Annotated in this window: 14 protein-coding genes and 1 pseudogene; 5 read left to right on the top strand and 10 right to left on the bottom strand. The window is 71.1% G+C overall.

Features of this window, described 5'->3' with window-relative positions:
• Positions 1–72 precede the first annotated feature (72 nt).
• Complete coding sequence (locus ABTX62_RS04600; RefSeq protein ID WP_352114785.1) at positions 73–1,431, top strand: hypothetical protein; 1,359 nt, start codon at positions 73–75, stop codon at positions 1,429–1,431.
• A 498-nt stretch (positions 1,432–1,929) separates the two neighbouring features.
• On the opposite strand, the gene ABTX62_RS04590 is transcribed toward ABTX62_RS04600, so the two are convergent.
• Both ABTX62_RS04590 and ABTX62_RS04585 read right to left on the bottom strand, forming a co-directional pair.
• Entirely contained in the window at positions 1,930–2,715 is a 786-nt protein-coding gene (locus ABTX62_RS04590) for a S1 family peptidase (protein WP_352114784.1), read from the bottom strand.
• A 220-nt stretch (positions 2,716–2,935) separates the two neighbouring features.
• Complete coding sequence (locus ABTX62_RS04585; protein ID WP_352114783.1) at positions 2,936–3,541, bottom strand: YceI family protein; 606 nt, start codon at positions 3,539–3,541, stop codon at positions 2,936–2,938.
• Between the two features lie 257 nt (positions 3,542–3,798).
• Here ABTX62_RS04585 and ABTX62_RS04580 point away from each other — a divergent pair, with 257 nt between their 5' ends.
• The 4 genes and pseudogenes from ABTX62_RS04580 (at position 3,799) to ABTX62_RS04565 (ending at position 7,459) form a co-directional block, all read left to right on the top strand.
• Positions 3,799–4,656 (top strand): SDR family NAD(P)-dependent oxidoreductase, encoded by an 858-nt coding sequence (locus ABTX62_RS04580; RefSeq protein WP_352114782.1) that lies wholly within the window; start codon positions 3,799–3,801, stop codon positions 4,654–4,656.
• Between the two features lie 221 nt (positions 4,657–4,877).
• A pseudogene (locus ABTX62_RS04575) lies at positions 4,878–5,491 on the top strand (polysaccharide lyase beta-sandwich domain-containing protein); the annotation flags it as partial.
• A gap of 154 nt (positions 5,492–5,645) precedes the next feature.
• Positions 5,646–7,229: an acyl-CoA carboxylase subunit beta gene (locus ABTX62_RS04570; protein WP_352114781.1), complete on the top strand. Its 1,584-nt coding sequence runs from the start codon at positions 5,646–5,648 to the stop codon at positions 7,227–7,229.
• A gap of 35 nt (positions 7,230–7,264) precedes the next feature.
• A complete protein-coding gene (locus ABTX62_RS04565) occupies positions 7,265–7,459 on the top strand; it encodes an acyl-CoA carboxylase subunit epsilon (protein WP_033313207.1) in 195 nt (64 codons plus the stop codon).
• Positions 7,460–7,636: 177 nt separating this feature from the next.
• Here the strand turns inward: ABTX62_RS04565 and ABTX62_RS04560 are convergent, their stop codons facing one another.
• The 8 genes from ABTX62_RS04560 to ABTX62_RS04525 form a co-directional block, all read right to left on the bottom strand.
• Positions 7,637–8,218, bottom strand: coding sequence for a GTP-binding protein (locus ABTX62_RS04560; protein ID WP_014675207.1), 582 nt, complete (start codon positions 8,216–8,218; stop codon positions 7,637–7,639).
• The gene (locus ABTX62_RS04555) at positions 8,199–8,783 is read right to left on the bottom strand and encodes a DUF742 domain-containing protein (RefSeq protein WP_352114780.1); all 585 of its coding nucleotides are present in this window, start codon (positions 8,781–8,783) and stop codon (positions 8,199–8,201) included. The genes ABTX62_RS04560 and ABTX62_RS04555 overlap by 20 nt, the downstream gene beginning before the upstream one ends.
• A gap of 94 nt (positions 8,784–8,877) precedes the next feature.
• Positions 8,878–9,291 (bottom strand): roadblock/LC7 domain-containing protein, encoded by a 414-nt coding sequence (locus tag ABTX62_RS04550; protein ID WP_033321188.1) that lies wholly within the window; start codon positions 9,289–9,291, stop codon positions 8,878–8,880.
• Between the two features lie 10 nt (positions 9,292–9,301).
• A complete protein-coding gene (locus ABTX62_RS04545) occupies positions 9,302–12,640 on the bottom strand; it encodes a sensor histidine kinase (RefSeq protein ID WP_352114779.1) in 3,339 nt (1,112 codons plus the stop codon).
• Positions 12,641–13,015: 375 nt separating this feature from the next.
• The gene (locus ABTX62_RS04540) at positions 13,016–13,591 is read right to left on the bottom strand and encodes a GTP-binding protein (protein ID WP_097220936.1); all 576 of its coding nucleotides are present in this window, start codon (positions 13,589–13,591) and stop codon (positions 13,016–13,018) included.
• Positions 13,572–13,967, bottom strand: a complete 396-nt coding sequence (locus tag ABTX62_RS04535; RefSeq protein ID WP_030851927.1) for a DUF742 domain-containing protein — start codon at positions 13,965–13,967, stop codon at positions 13,572–13,574. The genes ABTX62_RS04540 and ABTX62_RS04535 overlap by 20 nt, the downstream gene beginning before the upstream one ends.
• A gap of 110 nt (positions 13,968–14,077) precedes the next feature.
• Complete coding sequence (locus ABTX62_RS04530; RefSeq protein ID WP_030851929.1) at positions 14,078–14,491, bottom strand: roadblock/LC7 domain-containing protein; 414 nt, start codon at positions 14,489–14,491, stop codon at positions 14,078–14,080.
• A 9-nt stretch (positions 14,492–14,500) separates the two neighbouring features.
• The gene (locus ABTX62_RS04525; protein ID WP_352114778.1) at positions 14,501–18,376 is read right to left on the bottom strand and encodes a sensor histidine kinase; all 3,876 of its coding nucleotides are present in this window, start codon (positions 18,374–18,376) and stop codon (positions 14,501–14,503) included.
• Between the last annotated feature and the right edge of the window lie 27 nt (positions 18,377–18,403).

The raw sequence follows: 18,403 nt of genomic DNA, 5'->3' as shown, positions 1-18,403 counted from the left end.
GCGCAGCCGCGTCGACAAATCTCTGTCTCGACGGATAACCCTTCTTGTGCCGTTTCGGGTAGCTTCGAACATATGAAGGCCCCGCTGGTGCGTACCGTCGTACGTCTGCTGATCGTGCCGTTCGCCGCCCTCCTGGCGGTGCTGCTGGCCGGTGCGTCCGGGGCGCACGCGGCCACCGACCTGTCCGATGTCGCCCGGCACCTGCGCGAGAGTCCCGTCTACGTCGATCCGGCCGCCTCCGGGCAGCTGGCGGCGTCGGACGCGGAGGCCCTGGCCGACAAGATCAAGGATGCGGACAAGCCCGTCTTCGTGGCGGTCCTCCCGGCCGGCTACCCCACGCAGGACCTCTTCCGGAACCTCCGCACCGAGACCGGCATCACCGGCCTGTACGGCGTCCGCCTCGGCGACCGGTTCGACGCCCGCGCGGACAGCTCCGTGATGAGCCGCCAGGGGGTGGCCAACCTGGTCACGGCGGTGCAGGACGCGGGCGACACCAAGGCACAGCTGAACGACTTCGTCGACGGCGCCCTGCGCAACGTGGGCGGCTCGGCGCCGAGCGGCTGGAGCGGCGGCTCGGGCACCGACGTGCCGGTCGGCGGCCTGATCACGGTCGGTGCCCTGGCCGCGGCCGGTGGCGCGGGCGCCTACGCCGTGGCCCGCCGCAACCGGCGCCGGCACGAGGAGGAGCAGCGGGCCGCGCTGGAGAAGCTGCGGGTGGTCGTCGACGAGGACATCACCGCGTTCGGCGAGGAACTCGACCGGCTCGACTTCCACCCCGGGGAACCCGGTGCCGACGACGCGATGCGCACCGACTACGAGCGGGCCCTGGACTCCTACGAGCAGGCGAAGTCGCTGATGGCGGCCGCGACGAAACCGGAGGACGTCCGGGCCGTCACCCAGGCCGTGGAGGACGGCCGGTTCTCCCTCGCCCGTCTGGCGGCCCGCCGTGAGGGCGGAGCCCTGCCGGAGCGCCGACCGCCCTGCTTCTTCGACCCGCGCCACGGCCCCTCGGTCGCCGACGTCACCTGGACGCCCCCGTCCGGCAGCGCCCGCGACGTCCCGGTCTGCGCGGCCGACGAACGGCGTCTGGCCGAGGGCCGCGACCCGGTGATCCGGGAGGTCGACACCGACTACGGCCGCCGCCCCTACTGGGAGGCCGGTCCGGCGTACGGCCCCTGGGCCGGTGGCTACTTCGGCGGCGGCCTCCTGCCCGGCCTCCTCGTCGGCACCATGCTCGGCAGCATGATGGCCGGCCCCGCCTACGCGGCCGACTACGGCTCCGGCTACGGCGACTTCGGCGGCTACGAGGGCGGCGACGTCTCCGGCGCCGACTTCGACACCGGCGATTTCGGAGGCGGCTTCGGGGGAGGGGACTTCGGCGGGGGCGGCGGCTTCGGTGGCGGGGGTGGCGACTTCGGCGGCGGGTTCTGAGCAGGGCCGGGCCCGGCGGTGCGTGCCCATACCGGTACCCGGGCCCCGCGACGATCGCCACCCCGGCCCGAGGGCCCGGCGTCGCACCCACGTCGTTCACCGCCGTCACGAAACCACCGGCCGGGGTCGGCGCGCCACCTCGAACGGTTTTTCCACCGGGCCCCGGACGTGGAAACGCGGCCGCGCCGCGCACAGCGCCCGGGCGTTCGGCATGGAGCCGACGCCGAATGACGGGGCGCCCCTGCTGGGCGGGGGTCGGGGGAGCGGGTCCGGCGCTTCTCCTCCGGCTCGGCGCGGGCGGCGGTCAGGGCCCTGTCGCCGCGGTCGCCACCGCGGCGGACGATGACGACCGCCGCGAGGCAGAAGGCCAGTCCGACGGCGGTCTGCACCCCGAACGGCTCCCCGAACATCAGCGCGCCCCAGACCGCGGTGACCGGGGCTCGGGCGGAACGGAACGGGCCCGGCGCCCCATCGGCGCCGGGCCCGCGAAGCCGTTGATCAGAGGGTCGAAGCCGCCGAAGCGATGGCGGAGGCGAAGGCGGAGACCTCCGTGTAGACGCCGGGCGCCTCGGGACGGGCGCAGCCCTCGCCCCAGCTGACGATGCCGACCTGGATCCAATCGCCGGCGTTGTCCTTGCGGAACATCGGGCCGCCGGAGTCGCCCTGGCAGGTGTCGACGCCGCCCGCGTCGAAGCCCGCGCAGATCTCCTCGTTGGCGACGAGGCCGCTGTAGAGGCCGCCGTAGGCCTTGCAGGCGGCGTCGCTGACGAACGGGACGGTCGCCTTCAGGAGGTAGCGCTGCTGGGAGCCGCCCTCACGGTTCGCGCCCCAGCCCGCGACGGTGAAGTCGCCGGTGTTGTACTGGGCGGTGGTGGCGATCTTCAGGGTCGGCAGGTTGATCGGCCGGGCGAGCTTGATGAGCGCCCAGTCCTTGCCGGTGCCGTTGTAGCCGGGGGCGCGCAGCACCTTGGTGGAGCGGACCTGGACGCGGCCGCTGGTGGACTGGAGGTCGACGACCCCCGCGGTGGCGGTGATGCCGGTGTTGTTGCCGGACCGGCCCACGCAGTGCGCGGCCGTGAGCACGATCTGCTGGGTGTAGAGCGCACCGCCACAGCCCATGGAGAGCCGGACCATGAACGGGAACTCGCCCTGTGCGGCCCGGGTCCCGCCGACGACGGGCGAGGGGGCGGCCTGTGCGGCGGAGACGGGCTGAAGGCTGGCGATCGCGAGCGCGGCGGCGCCGAGGACCGCGCATCTCTTGAGGGCCGTGAGGAGTCTCTTCAACGTGATGCCTTCCGTGGGGGGTTGACCGGGGAGATGTGCAACCGAAGCATCAGATTGACGAGCACATGACAGCAGCATGGCAAAAAAGAACGTCCATGTGCTGGCATGGACTGGTCAAAATACTGCTGCTGGATTATGAGAACGCCGACAGTCTTTGCACAAGGGCCCGGAACCGGCCAGGCCGGCCCGGTGGGGTGTCACCGGGCCGGCCCCGCGGGGCTCACGCGTTCCTGATGGCCGAGATGTCGAAGTTCAGCTTGATCTTGTCGGAGACCAGGACTCCGCCGGTCTCCAGCGCGGCGTTCCAGGTCAGGCCCCACTCGGAGCGCAGGATCTCCGCCTTGCCCTCGAAGCCGACGCGCTCGTTGCCGAAGGGGTCCTTCGCGGCGCCGTTGAACTCGAGGTCGACGGTGAGGGGGTGGGTGGTGCCCAGGATCGTCAGGTCGCCGGTGATCCGGTACTCGTCACCGCCGAGGGCCTCCGCCTGGGTGGAGCGGAACGTCATGGCCGGGAACTCGTCCGTCTTGAAGAAGTCCGCGCTCTTCAGGTGGCCGTCACGGTCGGCGTTGCCCGTGCTGATGCTGTCCATCACGACGTCGAGGGAGGCCGTCGACCGCGACGGGTCGGTGCCGTCCAGGTGCAGTGTGCCGGTGAAGTCCTGGAAGCCGCCCTTGACGTTGGTGACCATGGCGTGCCGGGCGACGAAGCCGATCGTCGAGTGCGCGGGGTCGATCGTGTAATCGCCGGTCAGGGCGGCCTGCTCGGGGTTCACGGCGGCACCGGTGGGAGCGGTGGTCCGGGCGTCGTTGCGGCTGAAGATGCTCATGGGGTGTACGCCTCCTGTGCGGGATGTTGAATCTTTAACTACTCCAACGAGGCTCACCGTAGACCTATTCCGTTCAATGTTCAACATCTTCGCCGGGTGGGTCCGCGACGCCTTCCGCGGCGCCCCTCCCGTACCCCCGGTTGGCGGAACCGCGCGCCCTGCGGTGGCGGCGTCCGGCGAGAAGGGGTTCCGTTTCTAGGGAGCGTATGGAGACAGACGAGACCACGGCGGACGCACAGCGCAGGGGAGAGTGACTCGTGACACTCACCGGCTCCGGCTCGGCCTACGACCCACCGGCGGACCCCGTCCCGCCCCGCGCCACGACGCCCTTCCCCGCCCGGGTGAACCAGTACGGGCCGCCGCGGCGCCTGGACCGGCGCGTCGCCCTGGTCACCGGAGCCTCCTCGGGCATCGGCGCGGCGACGGCGCGGCGGTTCGCCATGGACGGCTGGCAGCTGATCCTCAACGGACGCGACCGGTACCGCCTGGAGCAGACGGCGTCCGGCACGTCGGCCGTCGTGCTGCCCGCCGACCTCGCCGCCCCGGGCGGCCCCCGTCTGCTGGCCCAGTCCGCCCTGCACACCACCGGCCGGATCGACGTCCTGGTCGCCGGAGCCGGCCTCGGGTGGACGGGCCCGTTCGCCGCCATGCCGCACACCGACATCGACCGGGTGCTGACCCTGGACCTCAACGCCACGCTCCACCTCGTGCGCGAGGTACTGCCCTCCATGATCGCGGCCGGACGGGGCCGCGTGGTGCTGCTCGGCTCGGTCGCGGGCTGCGTGGGACTGCGGGAGGAAGCGGTGTACTCCGCAGCCAAGGCCGGCCTGGCCGCCTTCGCCGAGGCGCTGCGCCAGGAACTGCGCGGCACGGGCGTCGGCGTCACCTTCGTCGTCCCCGGAGCCGTCGACACGGCCTTCCACCCCCGCCGCGGCAGGCCCTACGACGGCACCCGCACCGGCCTGCTCTCGCCCGGCTGCGTCGCCGGCATCATCTGGGAAGCCGTGCGGCACAACCGCGACGAGGCGTACGTCCCCAGGTGGCTCACCGTCCCTGGCCGGGTCCGTGGCCTCGCACCGGGCCTGTACCGCCGCCTGCTGAACCGCTTCGGCTGACCCCGGGCGGCTTTTCGCGGTGCGGCCACCACCCCGGGCCGTTCGCCGTTCCGGTCACTCCGGCGGTCAGCGGTGCCGGCCGTGGTGTCGGTCCGCCGTTCTGGTCCCAGGGCCGTCAGCGATTCCGGTGGCCCGGGCCGTTCACCCGTGCCGGACCTGCCGGACCTGCCGGACCTGCCGGATCTACCGGGGCTGTGATCCCGTCCGGTCCCCCGGCCGTTCGCTGGCACGCCCCTATCAAGGGCTGGGCCGAACGGGACACCGTGAGCCCGATCCTGACGGCTCCCCAGTTCGGGGTCGCGGACCTGTCCCGGCTCGGCACCATCGCCGCCTCGCCCGTCCCGGCCGCCCCCGAACCCGCCGGGCACCACCTCTTCGCCGCCATGGACCGGGCCGTCCACCGCGGCCCCGGCTTCACCGTGGGCATCGCCATGGCCAGCGACCGCATCGCCCACTACGAGTGCGGCAACGGCGAGAACCCGCCGACCGCCACCGGATGTCGGTGCTCGCCAACGACGCCGTCCGCCAGGCGGTCACCGTGCCCTCCCTGGGCTGCACGGCCGCCAACTTCTGGCGGGCCGGCACGGCGGGCCCGCTCACCGCCTCCGCAGGCGCGAGCGTGCTGATGGTCCGCCGGGGACGTACCGCTACCCTCTGCGTGAGCGAACCGTCCCGTACGGGCGAGCCCCTGGAGATCACCTGGGACGGCCCGGTCGGTGGGGTGGTCCGTGCGGACGAGACGGTCGAAGTGCTCTCCACAGCCCGCCGATTGCGCCTGCGCGTCACCCCTGGGGAGGCATGCGCCACACACATCTGTGAGGTGGCTCTCGCCTGACCGCGTTGTGTGACCCCTACAAGCGACACGCCAGCTGAGCAGTCGGAAAGGGTCAACGGCGCCATGGTTCTGTTCAGTGGTACCAGGAAAACACGCCGGACACTGTGAGGAGTCGACGGCCCGCATTCCCCGGTTGGCTTCGTAAGGTCACTACATGACCGTTTTGGATGAGGCGCCGGGTGAGCCGACCGACGCGCGCGGACGCGTGGCCGAACTGCACGAGATCCGTGCGCAGGCGATGGCCGGACCGAGCGAGAAGGCGACGGCGGCGCAGCACGCCAAGGGCAAGCTGACCGCGCGCGAGCGCATCGAGCTCCTCCTCGACCCGGACTCCTTCCGGGAGGTCGAGCAGCTGCGCCGGCACCGGGCCACGGGCTTCGGGCTGGAGGCCAAGAAGCCGTACACGGACGGTGTGATCACCGGCTGGGGCACGGTGGAGGGCCGCACGGTCTTCGTCTACGCGCACGACTTCCGCGTCTTCGGCGGCGCGCTGGGCGAGGCTCACGCCACGAAGATCCACAAGATCATGGACATGGCCATCGCGGCCGGTGCCCCGCTGGTCTCCCTCAACGACGGCGCGGGCGCCCGGATCCAGGAGGGCGTCTCCGCGCTCGCCGGGTACGGCGGCATCTTCCAGCGCAACACCAGGGCCTCGGGCGTGATCCCGCAGATCTCGGTGATGCTCGGTCCGTGCGCGGGCGGCGCGGCCTACAGCCCCGCCCTGACCGACTTCGTCTTCATGGTTCGCGAGACCTCGCAGATGTTCATCACCGGTCCCGACGTCGTCAAGGCGGTCACCGGCGAGGAGATCACGCAGAACGGCCTGGGCGGCGCCGACGTCCACGCCGAGACCTCGGGCGTGGCGCACTTCGCCTACGACGACGAGGAGACCTGCATCGCCGAGGTCCGCTACCTCCTCTCCCTGCTCCCGCAGAACAACCGCGAGAACCCGCCCCGCACCGAGTCCTCCGACGCGGCCGACCGCCGCTCGGACGTCCTGCTGGACCTGGTTCCGGCGGACGGCAACCGGCCCTACGACATGGCCAAGGTCATCGAGGAGATCGTCGACGACGGCGAGTACCTGGAGGTCCACGAGCGCTGGGCCCGGAACATCATCTGCGCGCTGGGCCGGATGGGCGGCCAGGTCGTCGGCATCGTCGCCAACCAGCCCCAGTCCCTGGCGGGCGTGCTGGACATCGAGGCGTCCGAGAAGGCGGCCCGCTTCGTGCAGATGTGCGACGCCTTCAACATCCCGATCATCACTCTTCTGGACGTCCCCGGCTTCCTCCCGGGCGTCGACCAGGAGCACGGTGGCATCATCCGCCACGGCGCGAAGCTCCTCTACGCCTACTGCAACGCGACCGTGCCGAGGATCTCCCTGATCCTGCGGAAGGCCTACGGAGGTGCGTACATCGTCATGGACAGCCAGTCGATCGGCGCCGACCTCACCTACGCCTGGCCGACCAACGAGATCGCCGTCATGGGCGCGGAGGGCGCGGCCAACGTCATCTTCCGCCGCCAGATCGCCGAGGCCGAGGACCCCGAGGCCATGCGGGCCCGCATGGTCAAGGAGTACAAGTCCGAGCTGATGCACCCCTACTACGCGGCCGAGCGCGGCCTGGTCGACGACGTCATCGACCCCGCGGAGACCCGCGAGGTGCTCATCAAGTCCCTCGCCATGCTCCAGACCAAGCACGCGGACCTGCCGTCCCGCAAGCACGGCAACCCGCCGCAGTAACCCGGCGGACATCTTCCTCACGGAGACTGACACCCATGGAATCTGCTGATATCCGCGTCGAGAAGGGCCACGCCGAGCCCGAGGAAGTCGCCGCCATCACGGCCATCCTCCTGGCCCGCGCCGCCGCCCGCCCCACCGACCCGGCCCCGGCCCACCGCGGCCGCATCAAGGCCGGCTGGCGCCGCCTGGAGCGCGAGCCCGGCTTCCGCGCCCCGCACAGCTGGCGCTGACCCACCCTTCGCACAAGGGCCCCTCCACCCGGAGGGGCCCTTTGTGCGATGCCCAGGGGGTGCGCGCCGTAAGGGGCGCGGGGAACTGCGCGACAAGCCACGACCCACCTGCACCCGGCAACGCGACAGCCCCCGGCAGCCCAGAGGCCGCCAGGGGCTGTCCCACAGTCAGGAGAACTACCGCAGACGAGCCATCAGCGCATGCTCGACCAGCGTGATCAGCGCCGACTTCGCATCGGCCCGATGCCGCGCGTCCGTCGTGATGATCGGGGTGTCCGGCCCGATCTGGAGCGCTTCCCGCACCTCGTCCGGCGTGTACGGCTGCTGGCCGTCAAAGCCGTTCAGGGCGATGACGAACGGCAGGCCGCTGTTCTCGAAGTAGTCGACGGCGGGGAAGCAGTCGGCGAGCCTCCTCGTGTCGACCAGCACGATCGCGCCGATGGCGCCGCGCACCAGGTCGTCCCACATGAACCAGAAGCGGTCCTGGCCCGGTGTACCGAAGAGGTACAGGATCAGGTCCTGGTCCAGGGTGATACGGCCGAAGTCCATGGCGACCGTCGTGGTCGTCTTGTCCCCGGTGTGGGTGAGGTCGTCGATGCCGGCCGAAGCGGACGTCATGACGGCCTCGGTGCGCAGCGGGTTGATCTCCGAGACGGCACCCACGAACGTGGTCTTGCCCACGCCGAAGCCGCCAGCCACCACGATCTTCGCGGACGTGGTGGAGCGGGAAGGCCCTCCGCTAGAGCTTGCGAAGTCCACTGAGCACCCTTTCGAGCAGTGTCACGTCTGGCTGGCCGCCGGCGCTCTCGTCGCCGCCGGGCTGATGGATGGCGACCAGTCCCGCCTCCGCCAAGTCGGCGACGAGGATCCTGGCCACGCCGAGAGGGATCGTGAGGAGCGCCGAGATCTCGGCGACCGACTTGATTTCCCGGCAGAGGTTGCAGATCCGCTGATGCTCGGGCAACTGGCCCTGCATCTGGTGCGGCTGCGCAGTGGTGTGCACCAGCGCCTCGATGGCGAGCTGGTAGCGCGGGCGGGTCCGGCCGCCGGTCATGGCGTACGGACGCACCAACGGATTGTGGTTGTTCGACGCCCCGCCGGGCGTCGGCTCGGGGCTGCGGCGCTGCGGCTGCACGGGCTGGATGCGCGGCGCGTGCGGCTGGTCGTACGGCGAAGGGCCGGGGCCCTGCGGCGCGTACGGCTGCCGGTGGCTGGGCGCGGAGGGGAAGTTGTAACGGTTCGGGTTCTGACCACCGTCGCCCTGACCCTGGGCAGGGCCGTACGACCAGTTGCCCGAAGACGGACCGCCTGGGGGTGTTGCCACTTTCTCCTCCTCCGACTGTGCCTGGCACCCATCGCTGTGGAGCCGCGTCCCAAGACCTTACGGCCCCGGGACGCCAAAACGCACCGTCCGTCTGTTAGTTGAGCAGGCTCCCCTGGAGCTCCGCACGAAGGTCCGGTGTCAGGACCGTACCGGCTCGGTCGACCAGCAGCGCCATCTCGTACCCGACGAGGCCGATGTCCGCCTCCGGATGTGCGAGGACCGCGAGCGACGATCCGTCGGAGATGGACATGATGAACAGGAATCCCCGCTCCATCTCCACGACCGTCTGGTTCACGCTGCCACCCTCGAAGATCCGGGAGGCGCCTGCCGTCAGAGACGTCAAACCGGAGGCGACGGCCGCGAGCTGGTCGGCGCGGTCACGGGGGAAGCCTTCGGACATCGCCAGAAGGAGTCCGTCGGCGGAGACCACCACCGTGTGGGACACCCCCGGGGTGTTGTCCACGAAGTTGGTGATCAACCAGTTCAGGTTCTGTGCCGCCTGGCTCATCGGGCTCACACTAACGCTCCTGGTTGTAGGTGCTGTCAGGACCGAGGCCCTGGCCGTTCGTTTCACTGCCTGCGCTGCGTCCGCGTTGGACGCCTCGACGCAGGTTGCTCAGCCTGCCCCGGACGTCCTCCGGGGCGCGGGAGACCTGTGGGCCTCCCTGGTGGGTGCTTTCGGCGGCGCCCTCGATCAGGTTGGCCTTGGGCACCCGCCTCGGCAGGCCGGAGGAGGTGACCCCGCCCGCCTTGGGCTTCCGGAGCTGCGAGGCCTGCTGCCACCGCTCGTCATTCGCCGAGCGCCAGTCGTCCCCGTTGTTCCCCGGAGCGGAGGCCGACGGTTCCTGGCTCACCTGGCGTGCGCCACCACCCGTACCGTTCGCACCGCTCGCGGTGGGTCCACGGCGGGGAAGCCCGGCGTCGGTCATCGTGTGAGCGGCGGAGGGGCTCGATCCCGGACGGTCGAAGCCTACGCGGTCCTGCTCACTCGCGTCAGCGGCCTGCGCAGATTCCGTTTCCGGGGCCTGAGAAGGGTACTGGCTCGGGTAGCCGTTCTGGTAGCCGTCCTGCTGCGGCCAGTCATCCTGGTGACGACGCTGCTCGAACGCGGCGAATCCGCCCTGCCCACCGGTGCCCTGCGCCGGCGGCTCCTCCTGGGCGGGCTCCGCATAGGAGGGCTCCGGGTAGCCGCCGTTCGGCGAGAAGGTGTCGTTCTGCGGCAGACCGCCGCCCGGCGCGTAGTACTGCTCGTCGTACGCAGCCCGCTGCGGCTCGTCGTACGCAGCCCGCTGCGGCTCCTCGTACGCCGCGTGCCGCTGCTCCTCGTACGGCGCCGGCTGCTCCTCGTACGGCGCCTGACGGTCGTACGCGGACGGCTGCTGCTCCGGATAGCCGCTCCGGCCGGTGTCGTAGGCCTGCCCGGCGTCGTAGCCCTGCTGCCCGTCCGCGTACTCGTCGCGGTACCCGGTCGCCTCGCTGGACTGCTGCTGGTCGCTCTGCCCGGGCAGCGCGGGCTGCCCGGGCGACTGGGCCTCCAGGGCCGCCCGGCGCTCCTCGCGCATCAGGGAGCGGCCCACGGGGTCCAGCTCACGTATGTCGTCGGGGACTTCGGTGTAGCGGCTGTCGTCGAAGCCGAGCTCCGCGGCCGTGCGCATGGGCTGGCCGAAGTTCTCGCCGCCGAAGTTCTGCTCCGGGATGATCTGCGAGACGGTGAACTCGTCGCGGTCCACGTGGTGCTCGCCGCCGCCACCGTGGGTGATCGCGTCCGGCAGCATGACCAGCGAGGTCGTCCCGGCCTGCTCGCCCGAGGGGCGCAGCTGGACGCGGATGCCGTGCCGGTCGGACAGGCGGCCGACCACGAACAGGCCCATGCGCTGGGAGATCGCGGCGTCCACGGTCGGCGGGTTGGCCAGCTTGTGGTTGATGTCCGCGAAGTCCTCGGCGGTCAGGCCGATGCCCTTGTCGTGGATCTCGATCATCACGCGGCCGTCGGGCAGACGGGTGGCGGTCACGCGGACCTTGGTCTGCGGGGAGGAGAACGTCGTCGCGTTCTCCAGCAGCTCGGCGAGCAGGTGCACGAGGTCGGTCACGGCCCGGCCGTGGATCTCGGCCTCCGGGACACCGGACAGCTCGATGCGCTCGTACTGCTCCACCTCGGAGGAGGCGGCGCGCAGCACGTCGACCAGCGGGACCGGCTGGTCCCAGCGGCGGCCGGGCTCCTCGCCGGCGAGGACGAGGAGGTTCTCGCCGTTGCGGCGCATACGCGTGGCCAGGTGGTCCAGGCGGAAGAGGTTCTCCAGCTGGTCCGGGTCGGCCTCGTTGTTCTCCAGGTCGGTGATCAGGGTCAGCTGGCCCTCGATCAGGGACTGGTTGCGGCGCGACAGGTTGGTGAAGATCGCGTTGATGTTGCCCCGCAGCAGGGCCTGCTCGGCGGCGAGCCGGACGGCCTCGCGGTGGACCTGGTCGAAGGCGCGGGCGACTTCGCCGATCTCGTCCGTGGTGGTGATCGGGATGGCCTGTACGCGGGTGTCGACCCGGCCCGGGTCGGTGCGGGAGAGCTGGTCGACCAGCATCGGCAGGCGCTGCTCGGCGATGCCGAAGGCGGCGTTGCGCAGCTGACGCATCGAGCGGCTCATCTGACGGGCGACCGCACCGGCCAGGATGAAGGCCAGCAGCAGGGCGACCACGACGGCGGCACCGGTGATGTAGGCGTCCCGCTGGGCGTCGTCGGCGATGTCCGAGGCCTCGCTCACGGCCTTGTCGGCCATGTCGTTCTCGATCTTCTCGTACGCGTTGAACTTGAGGGTGTTGACCGCCCACCAGTTCTCGGCGGTGATGCCCTTCTCCGCGAGGGCGGCGCGGGCGCTCGGGTCCGTGCTCTGGAGCGTCGCGACGGCGGAGATCATCGTCGTCGGGTTGGACGGCGGCGGGACGTAGTCCGGGTTCTTGGCCTTGGCCTCCCGGGCCATCACGGCGGCGTCGGCCTTGATCTTGGTCTCGGCCGCGTCGAGCTTGGCCGCGTCCTGCTCGGTGCCGCCGCCGATGTACTCCTGCACGGCGATGCGCTCGAGGTAGGCGTACGAGGACAGGGCGATGCGCTGGCTGGCCAGGTTGCCGGCGTCCGGGCCCGGTTTGACCAGGATGTGCATGCCGATGGAGCGCTGCAGCGACAGGGCCGCCTTGGTGAGCTCGATGGCGTACACGGTCCGGCCGTAGCTGGTGATGTTGCCGGTGCCGAGGCCCAGTTCGTTGGCGAACTCCGTCAGCGGGTGGGCGACCTCGACGTAGCCCTCCTCGGTCTGCACGCCCCTGAGCTTGGAGGTGTACGCGACCTGGCGCAGCGTGGCGAGCTTCGGCTCCGCCTTGCGGAACAGGTCCAGCCGGCGCTCCAGGCCGGGCTTCGCCGGCATGTTCTGGGCCGCGGCGTCGAAGGCGTCGGCCGCCTCGTCGGTGGCCTTGCGGACCTGGGTGACGGTCGCCTTGTCCTGCGCGGTCTGGGCGCTGCCCTTCAGCAGGGGCGCCGCCGAGGCGTCACGTTCGTTGTAGAGGGCGTTGGCGTAGAGCAGCGAGGCACGCACCAGACGCGCGGTGTTCTCCGCGTCCTCGGCCTCCTGCCAGGTGTCGATCGAGCTCTTCACCTGGAAGCCGCCCATGACGAGGCCGACCACCACGGGTATGAGCAGGATCGCGTTGAGCCTGGTCGCCACGCGCCAGTTGCGCGGGGAGAGACGGCCGCCGCTCTCGGCGGGCGCGGCCGTCGGCTCCGAACCGGGCACGGGGGCGGGCGCCGCTGTGCGCGGCGGCGGGGTGAAGTTGCCCCGGGCCGACGGCTCGGGACTGTTCTTGCTTCGCCTCACTCGACCAACAACCTCTCGGCGGTCGGCACCAACGTTGTGCCGCAGTGTTCAGAGCCCAACACGACTCGATGGACGAGTACGTCATTGACTATTGGGCAGTTCAGGCATTCCAGCACGACGACCTGCGCTCTTCCAAACAGTCCGGGGAGGGGATTCGACGTGATGTAAGCCCCAGATAAAACGGTCATAAAGAACGAGCCCCGCCAAAAGGCGGGGCGATTGTGAGCGCAGCGACACCGCATGTGCGCGACGCGTGGCCGTACCACCCCATTCCTCTGCCGAAACGTTATGAACACCGTGGCCGACCGTGTCAAAGGACACAGTCGGCTCCGGTGTATCTACGACAACTGCCGTATGACGTATCTGAATTGGGTGCTACCTCAGCCGTGCCATCAAAGCGTGCTCGACCAGTGTGATCAGGGCACTCTTCGCATCCGACCGGTGCCGGGCGTCGGTGGTGATGATCGGGGTGTCCGGTCCGATCTGCAGCGCCTCACGCACCTCTTCGGGCTGGTAGGGCTGCTGTCCGTCGAAGCCGTTCAGTGCCACGACGAAGGGCAGACCCGAGTTCTCGAAGTAGTCGACGGCCGGGAAGCAGTCGGCCAGGCGCCGGGTGTCCACGAGCACCACCGCGCCGATGGCGCCGCGCACCAGGTCGTCCCACATGAACCAGAAGCGGTCCTGGCCCGGTGTACCGAAGAGGTACAGGATCAGGTCCTGGTCCAGGGTGATACGGCCGAAGTCCATGGCCACCGTGGTGGTGGTCTTGTCCCCGGTGTGGGTGAGGTCGTCGATGCCCGCGCTGGCGGAGGTCATCACGGCCTCGGTGCGCAGCGGGTTGATCTCCGAGACGGCACCCACGAACGTGGTCTTGCCCACGCCGAAGCCGCCAGCCACCACGATCTTCGCGGAGGTGGTGGATCGACCCGCGTCAGAGCTTGCGAAGTCCACTGAGCACCCTTTCGAGCAGTGTCACGTCCGGTGCACCGGTGGCGTCGTCGCCGCCCGGCTGGTGGATCGCGACGAGACCGGCCTCGGCGAGGTCCGCGACCAGGATTCGGGCCACACCGAGCGGCATGTTGAGCAGCGCCGAGACCTCGGCCACCGACTTCACCTCACGGCAGAGGTGGCAGATCCGCTGGTGCTCCGGGAGCAGTCCCATGAGCGCGGCGGGGTCCGCGGTCGTACTGATCAGTGCCTCGATGGCCAACTGATAGCGCGGCCGCGTCCGGCCGCCGGTCATGGCATAAGGCCGTACCAGCGGCTGGTCGCCCTCGTCCTCGTACGGCTCCGCGTACGGATCATGAGAGGCGGTGGGCGGGGTCATGAGTCCTCCGGGCGGGACAGCAAGTCGGTCAGCAAGCCGTCTGACGGGGCCTGTGTGGGGTGTGCGGCGGCCGGACGGTGATGTGGTGAGACGGGTGGTGCCGGGGCCGATCAGTGGAGCAGACTGCCTTGGAGCTCGGCTCGCAGGTCGGGGGTGAGGACCGCGCCCGCGCGGTCGACCAGGAGCGCCATCTCGTAGCCGACGAGGCCGATGTCGCACTCGGGGTGGGCGAGAACGGCCAGGGACGAGCCGTCCGAGACGGACATGAGGAACAGGAACCCTCGCTCCATCTCCACGACCGTCTGCGCCACCTCACCGCCCTCGAAGATCCGGGAGGCGCCCGCCGTCAGGGACGTCAGGCCCGAGGCGACGGCCGCGAGCTGGTCCGCGCGGTCGCGCGGGAAGCCCTCCGACATCGCCAGGAGGAGACCGTCGGCGGACACGACGACGGTGTGGGACACCCCGGGGGTGTTGTCCACGAAGTTGGTGATCAACCAGTTGAGATTCTGTGCCGCCTGGCTCATCGGACTCAACTAACGCTCCTGCTGGTGAGTGGGCCGTGGGTGGCTGCCGGTCTGGGTGGACCCGGCCTGACGACCCTGTGCGATTCCCCGACGGAGATTGGTCAGCCGGCCGCGTACGTCATCGGGCGCACGCGAGACCTGCGGACCGCTCTGGTGGGTTTGCTGCTGAGCCGTGCCCGGGACGAGGTTCGCCCGGGGCACCCGGCGCGGCAGGCCGGAGGTGGTGACACCACCCGCGGCGGGCTGGCGGACGCGTTCGGCCTGGCGGACGAGGTCGTCGTTCGGCGAGGCGCGCCAGCCGGCGGGGGCGGCGGACCGCTGCGGACCGGTCGGTCCCTGCGGTTGCTGCGGGGCGGCCGGAGCGGAGCCGTTGTTCTGCGGCTGCTGCTGCTCCTGCTGGCCGTGGAACCAGTTGGTCTCCAGCGTGTCGTACAGCGGGGTACGACCGTCGCCCGGACCGGACGCCGGCGGCAGGGCCTCGGGCTCCTGCCGGACGGGCCGGGCCTGCGGGGCGGGCGGACGCGGGGCACCGAAGTCGGCACCGCCCCGCCCGCCGTTGACCTGCGGCCGCTCGAACTGGCCCGTGCCCGCCGGGTCGGCCGCTGTGGCCGGACCGGGCAGGGTGGGCCGGCCGGAGCCGTCGTCCTGGCGCGGCGCGGGGTAGTGGCCGGTCGAGCCGTTGTCCTGGCGGGGTGCCGGGTAGTGGCCGGTCGAGCCGTTGTCCTGCCGCTGAGCCGGGTACTGACCGGTGGAGCCGTTGTCGTAGGACTGCGGCGCCGGGTACTGGCCCGTGGAGCCGTTGTCGTAGGACTGCGGCGCCGGGTACTGGCCGGTCGAGCCGTTGTCGTAGGACTGCTGAGCCGGGAACTGGCCCGACGTGGACGACGGGTCGGGGCGGCCGCCCGTGGTGCCGAAGACGTCCGGGCGGACGAACTGGCCCGGGCCCTGCGACGCGTTCGCGCCCGGGCCGAACGGGTCCGCGTGCTGCGGAGCGCCGAAGTCGGCCGGCGAGCCGGGACCCTGCCGGTCGTTGTCACGCGGGACGGCCGGCATCTCCGACGTCGAGCCGGGGCCCTGACGGTCGTCGACACGGGGCATGGACGCCGTGCGGGTGACGTCCGGCTCCTCGTGGCCGCGCGGGGCGTCCAGCGAGGCACGCGGCACCGGCGGCTGGGCGTTCTCGTCGCTCCAGCTCGGCACCCGCTGCTGCGCGTCACCCCCGGGCAGCTCGGCCCGCGGACCGCCACGCGGCGGCAGCTGCGGGCGGCGGCCCTTGCCCTGCTCGGAGTTGTTGCCCTGCTTCTTCCGGCTGCGGCCACCGCCGAAGGCGTCCTGGCCCTGCGGCCCGTTGGTGCCCGCGGCCTGCAGACCCTGCGGGGCACCCGGCGCCTGCTGGCCGAATCCGGCCCCGGCACCGGCCGGAGCCTGACGGCCCTGCGGGGCGCCACCCTGCTCGAACGGAGAGGTGCCGGGACCCTGCGGTCCGCGCGCTCCGCCCGGACGGCCACCGTCCGCGTCCCGCCCGGGCAGCGCGGCCCGCGGACTCTGGCCGGGAGCGAGGCGGCCACCGCCGGACGCACCGCCGCCGAAGCCACCGCCGGACGCACCGGCCCCGAGGGCACCGGCGTTCTGGCCGGCACCGGCGGCACGCCGGGCCGCGGCCGCACCGGCGGCGGCCTGCGCGGCGGCGGGTCCGCCACCGACCGGCGGCTGACCGGGCTGCTTGGGCTGGGGCTTCCTGCCACCCTGGGCGACATCGACGGGCAGCATGACCAGCGCGGTCGTACCACCGGAGTCGGACGGGCGCAGCTGGATGCGGATGCCGTGCCGCTGGGACAGCCGGCCGACCACGAACAGACCCATGCGGCGGGAGACGGAGACATCCACCGTCGGGGGAGAGGCGAGCCGCTCGTTGATCGCGGCGAGGTCCTCGGGGGAGAGGCCGATGCCGGTGTCGTGGATCTCGATCAGCACACGGCCGTCGGGCAGCGCGTGACCGGTGACCTTGACCTTGGTCTGCGGCGAGGAGAACGAGGTCGCGTTCTCCAGCAGCTCGGCGAGCAGGTGCACGAGGTCGTTGACCACACGGCCGGCCACTTCGGTGGTCGGCACGGAGGCCAGCTCGATGCGCTCGTACTGCTCCACCTCGGACGCGGCGGCGCGGAGCACGTCGACCAGCGGCACCGGACGGGTCCAGCGGCGGCCGGGCTCCTCGCCCGCGAGGACGAGGAGGTTCTCGCCGTTACGGCGCATGCGGGTCGCGAGGTGGTCGAGCTTGAAGAGCGAGGACAGCTGGTCCGGATCGGCCTCGCGCGACTCCAGCTCGGAGATCAGCGACAGCTGGCGCTGGATCAGGCCCTGGGAGCGACGCGAGAGGTTGGTGAACATCGCGTTGACGTTGCCCCGCAGGAGGGCCTGCTCGGCGGCGAGGCGGACCGCCTCGCGGTGCACGTCGTCGAAGGCCGAGGCCACTCGGCCGATCTCGTCCCGGGAGTGCACACCGACCGACTCCACGGAGGTGTCGACGTCCTGCGGGTCGGACTCGGACAGCTGCTTGACCAGCTCGGGCAGACGATCGGAGGCGACCTTGGTCGCGGTCTCCTCCAGGCGGCGCAGCGAGCGGATCATGGACCGCGCCACGACGAAGGCGCCGACCAGCGACACACCGAGCACGATCAGGATCAGGGCACCGGAGATGATCGCGTCGCGCTCGGTGGCACTGCGCAACTCGCGGGCCTTCTGCTCCATCTCCTCGAGCAGCGTGTGCTCGATGTTCTTCATCTGCTGGATCTTGGTGGAGCTGTCGTCCAGCCAGTCGCGGTAGGACCGCTTGTCCTGCTGGGCGAGACCGCTCGCGGAGACCAGGGCGCGGCCCGCGTAGGTGTCGGTGGCCTTGATCGTGGAGTTGCCGCCGTCCTCGATCGGCTTGAGCAGCTCGGCGGCGGCGTCCTCGCCGTAGATGCTCTTGAAGCTGCGGATCTCGGAGTTCTGGCTCTCCAGGGCCGACTGGGCGTAGAGCCGGTCGTTCGGGGAGAGCTTGCCGGTGGTGGTGTTGCTCGCGGGGAGCGCCGCCGCCAGGGCCGCGCGCTGGATCGAGGAGTACTCCTTGGCGGAGGAGAACGCCGCGAGCGCACGCGTGCGCTGGATCATGTCCGGGTTGCTGGTCGCCTCGGCCATGTCCTGGGAGAGGTCGATCAGGTTCTCGATCAGACGGTGGTAGGCCTCGATCGTCTGGGTGGAGTTGCCCTCGGAGGCGTAGGCGCTCTTGCGGATCTGCTCCAGGTCGCCGAGCTCGCCGGCGAGCTGGACGAGGTACTCGCGGACGCCCTTGAGGTTGCCGTCCTTGCTGGTGTTGTCGATCTCTTCGGAGCTGTCGAGGAAGTTCTTCCTCGCCCGGTCGGTCTTCTCGCGCAGTCCCTTGACCGTGAAGTCGGTCGCCTTGCCGCCGTGGGCCAGCGGGCCGGCCGACTGGTCGCGCTCCTCCTGGAGCGCCGCCGACAGCTCGGTGGCCTGCTTGGTCAGATCCGTCAGCAGCTTCATGTTGTCCAGCTGCTGGATGTTGTCCATGGAGTCGTTGATACGCAGGGCGCCCAACGACGTGGCGGCGACCACGGGGAGTGCGAGCAGCGAAACCAGGCGGGTGGAGATGCGCCAGTTCCGCAGGGCTATTCGCGGGCCGGGGCCCACCGGGCCCGCCGGCGGCTTCAGGCCCTTGGCCGGGCTCGCGGTCGCGGGCGAAGCCGGACCGGAGCGCTCACCGCCGTCGCCGGCCGGGCCCTGGTTCTGGGCGTGCTGGGGCGAGGGGCCGCCATTCATGGGGCCAGTCCCGCCGTGCGGCTCCGGCCCCGCCGAAGCGCTGCCATCCCTCTTGAAACGTCCCTGCACTAGCGTCGCAACCTCTGGACCAGGCGC

The organism is Streptomyces sp. NPDC096046, from assembly GCF_040303285.1.
Classification (GTDB): Bacteria; Actinomycetota; Actinomycetes; order Streptomycetales; family Streptomycetaceae; genus Streptomyces.
Note: the sequence above shows the minus strand (reverse complement) of the source record. Positions and strands in the feature narration are given on the sequence as shown.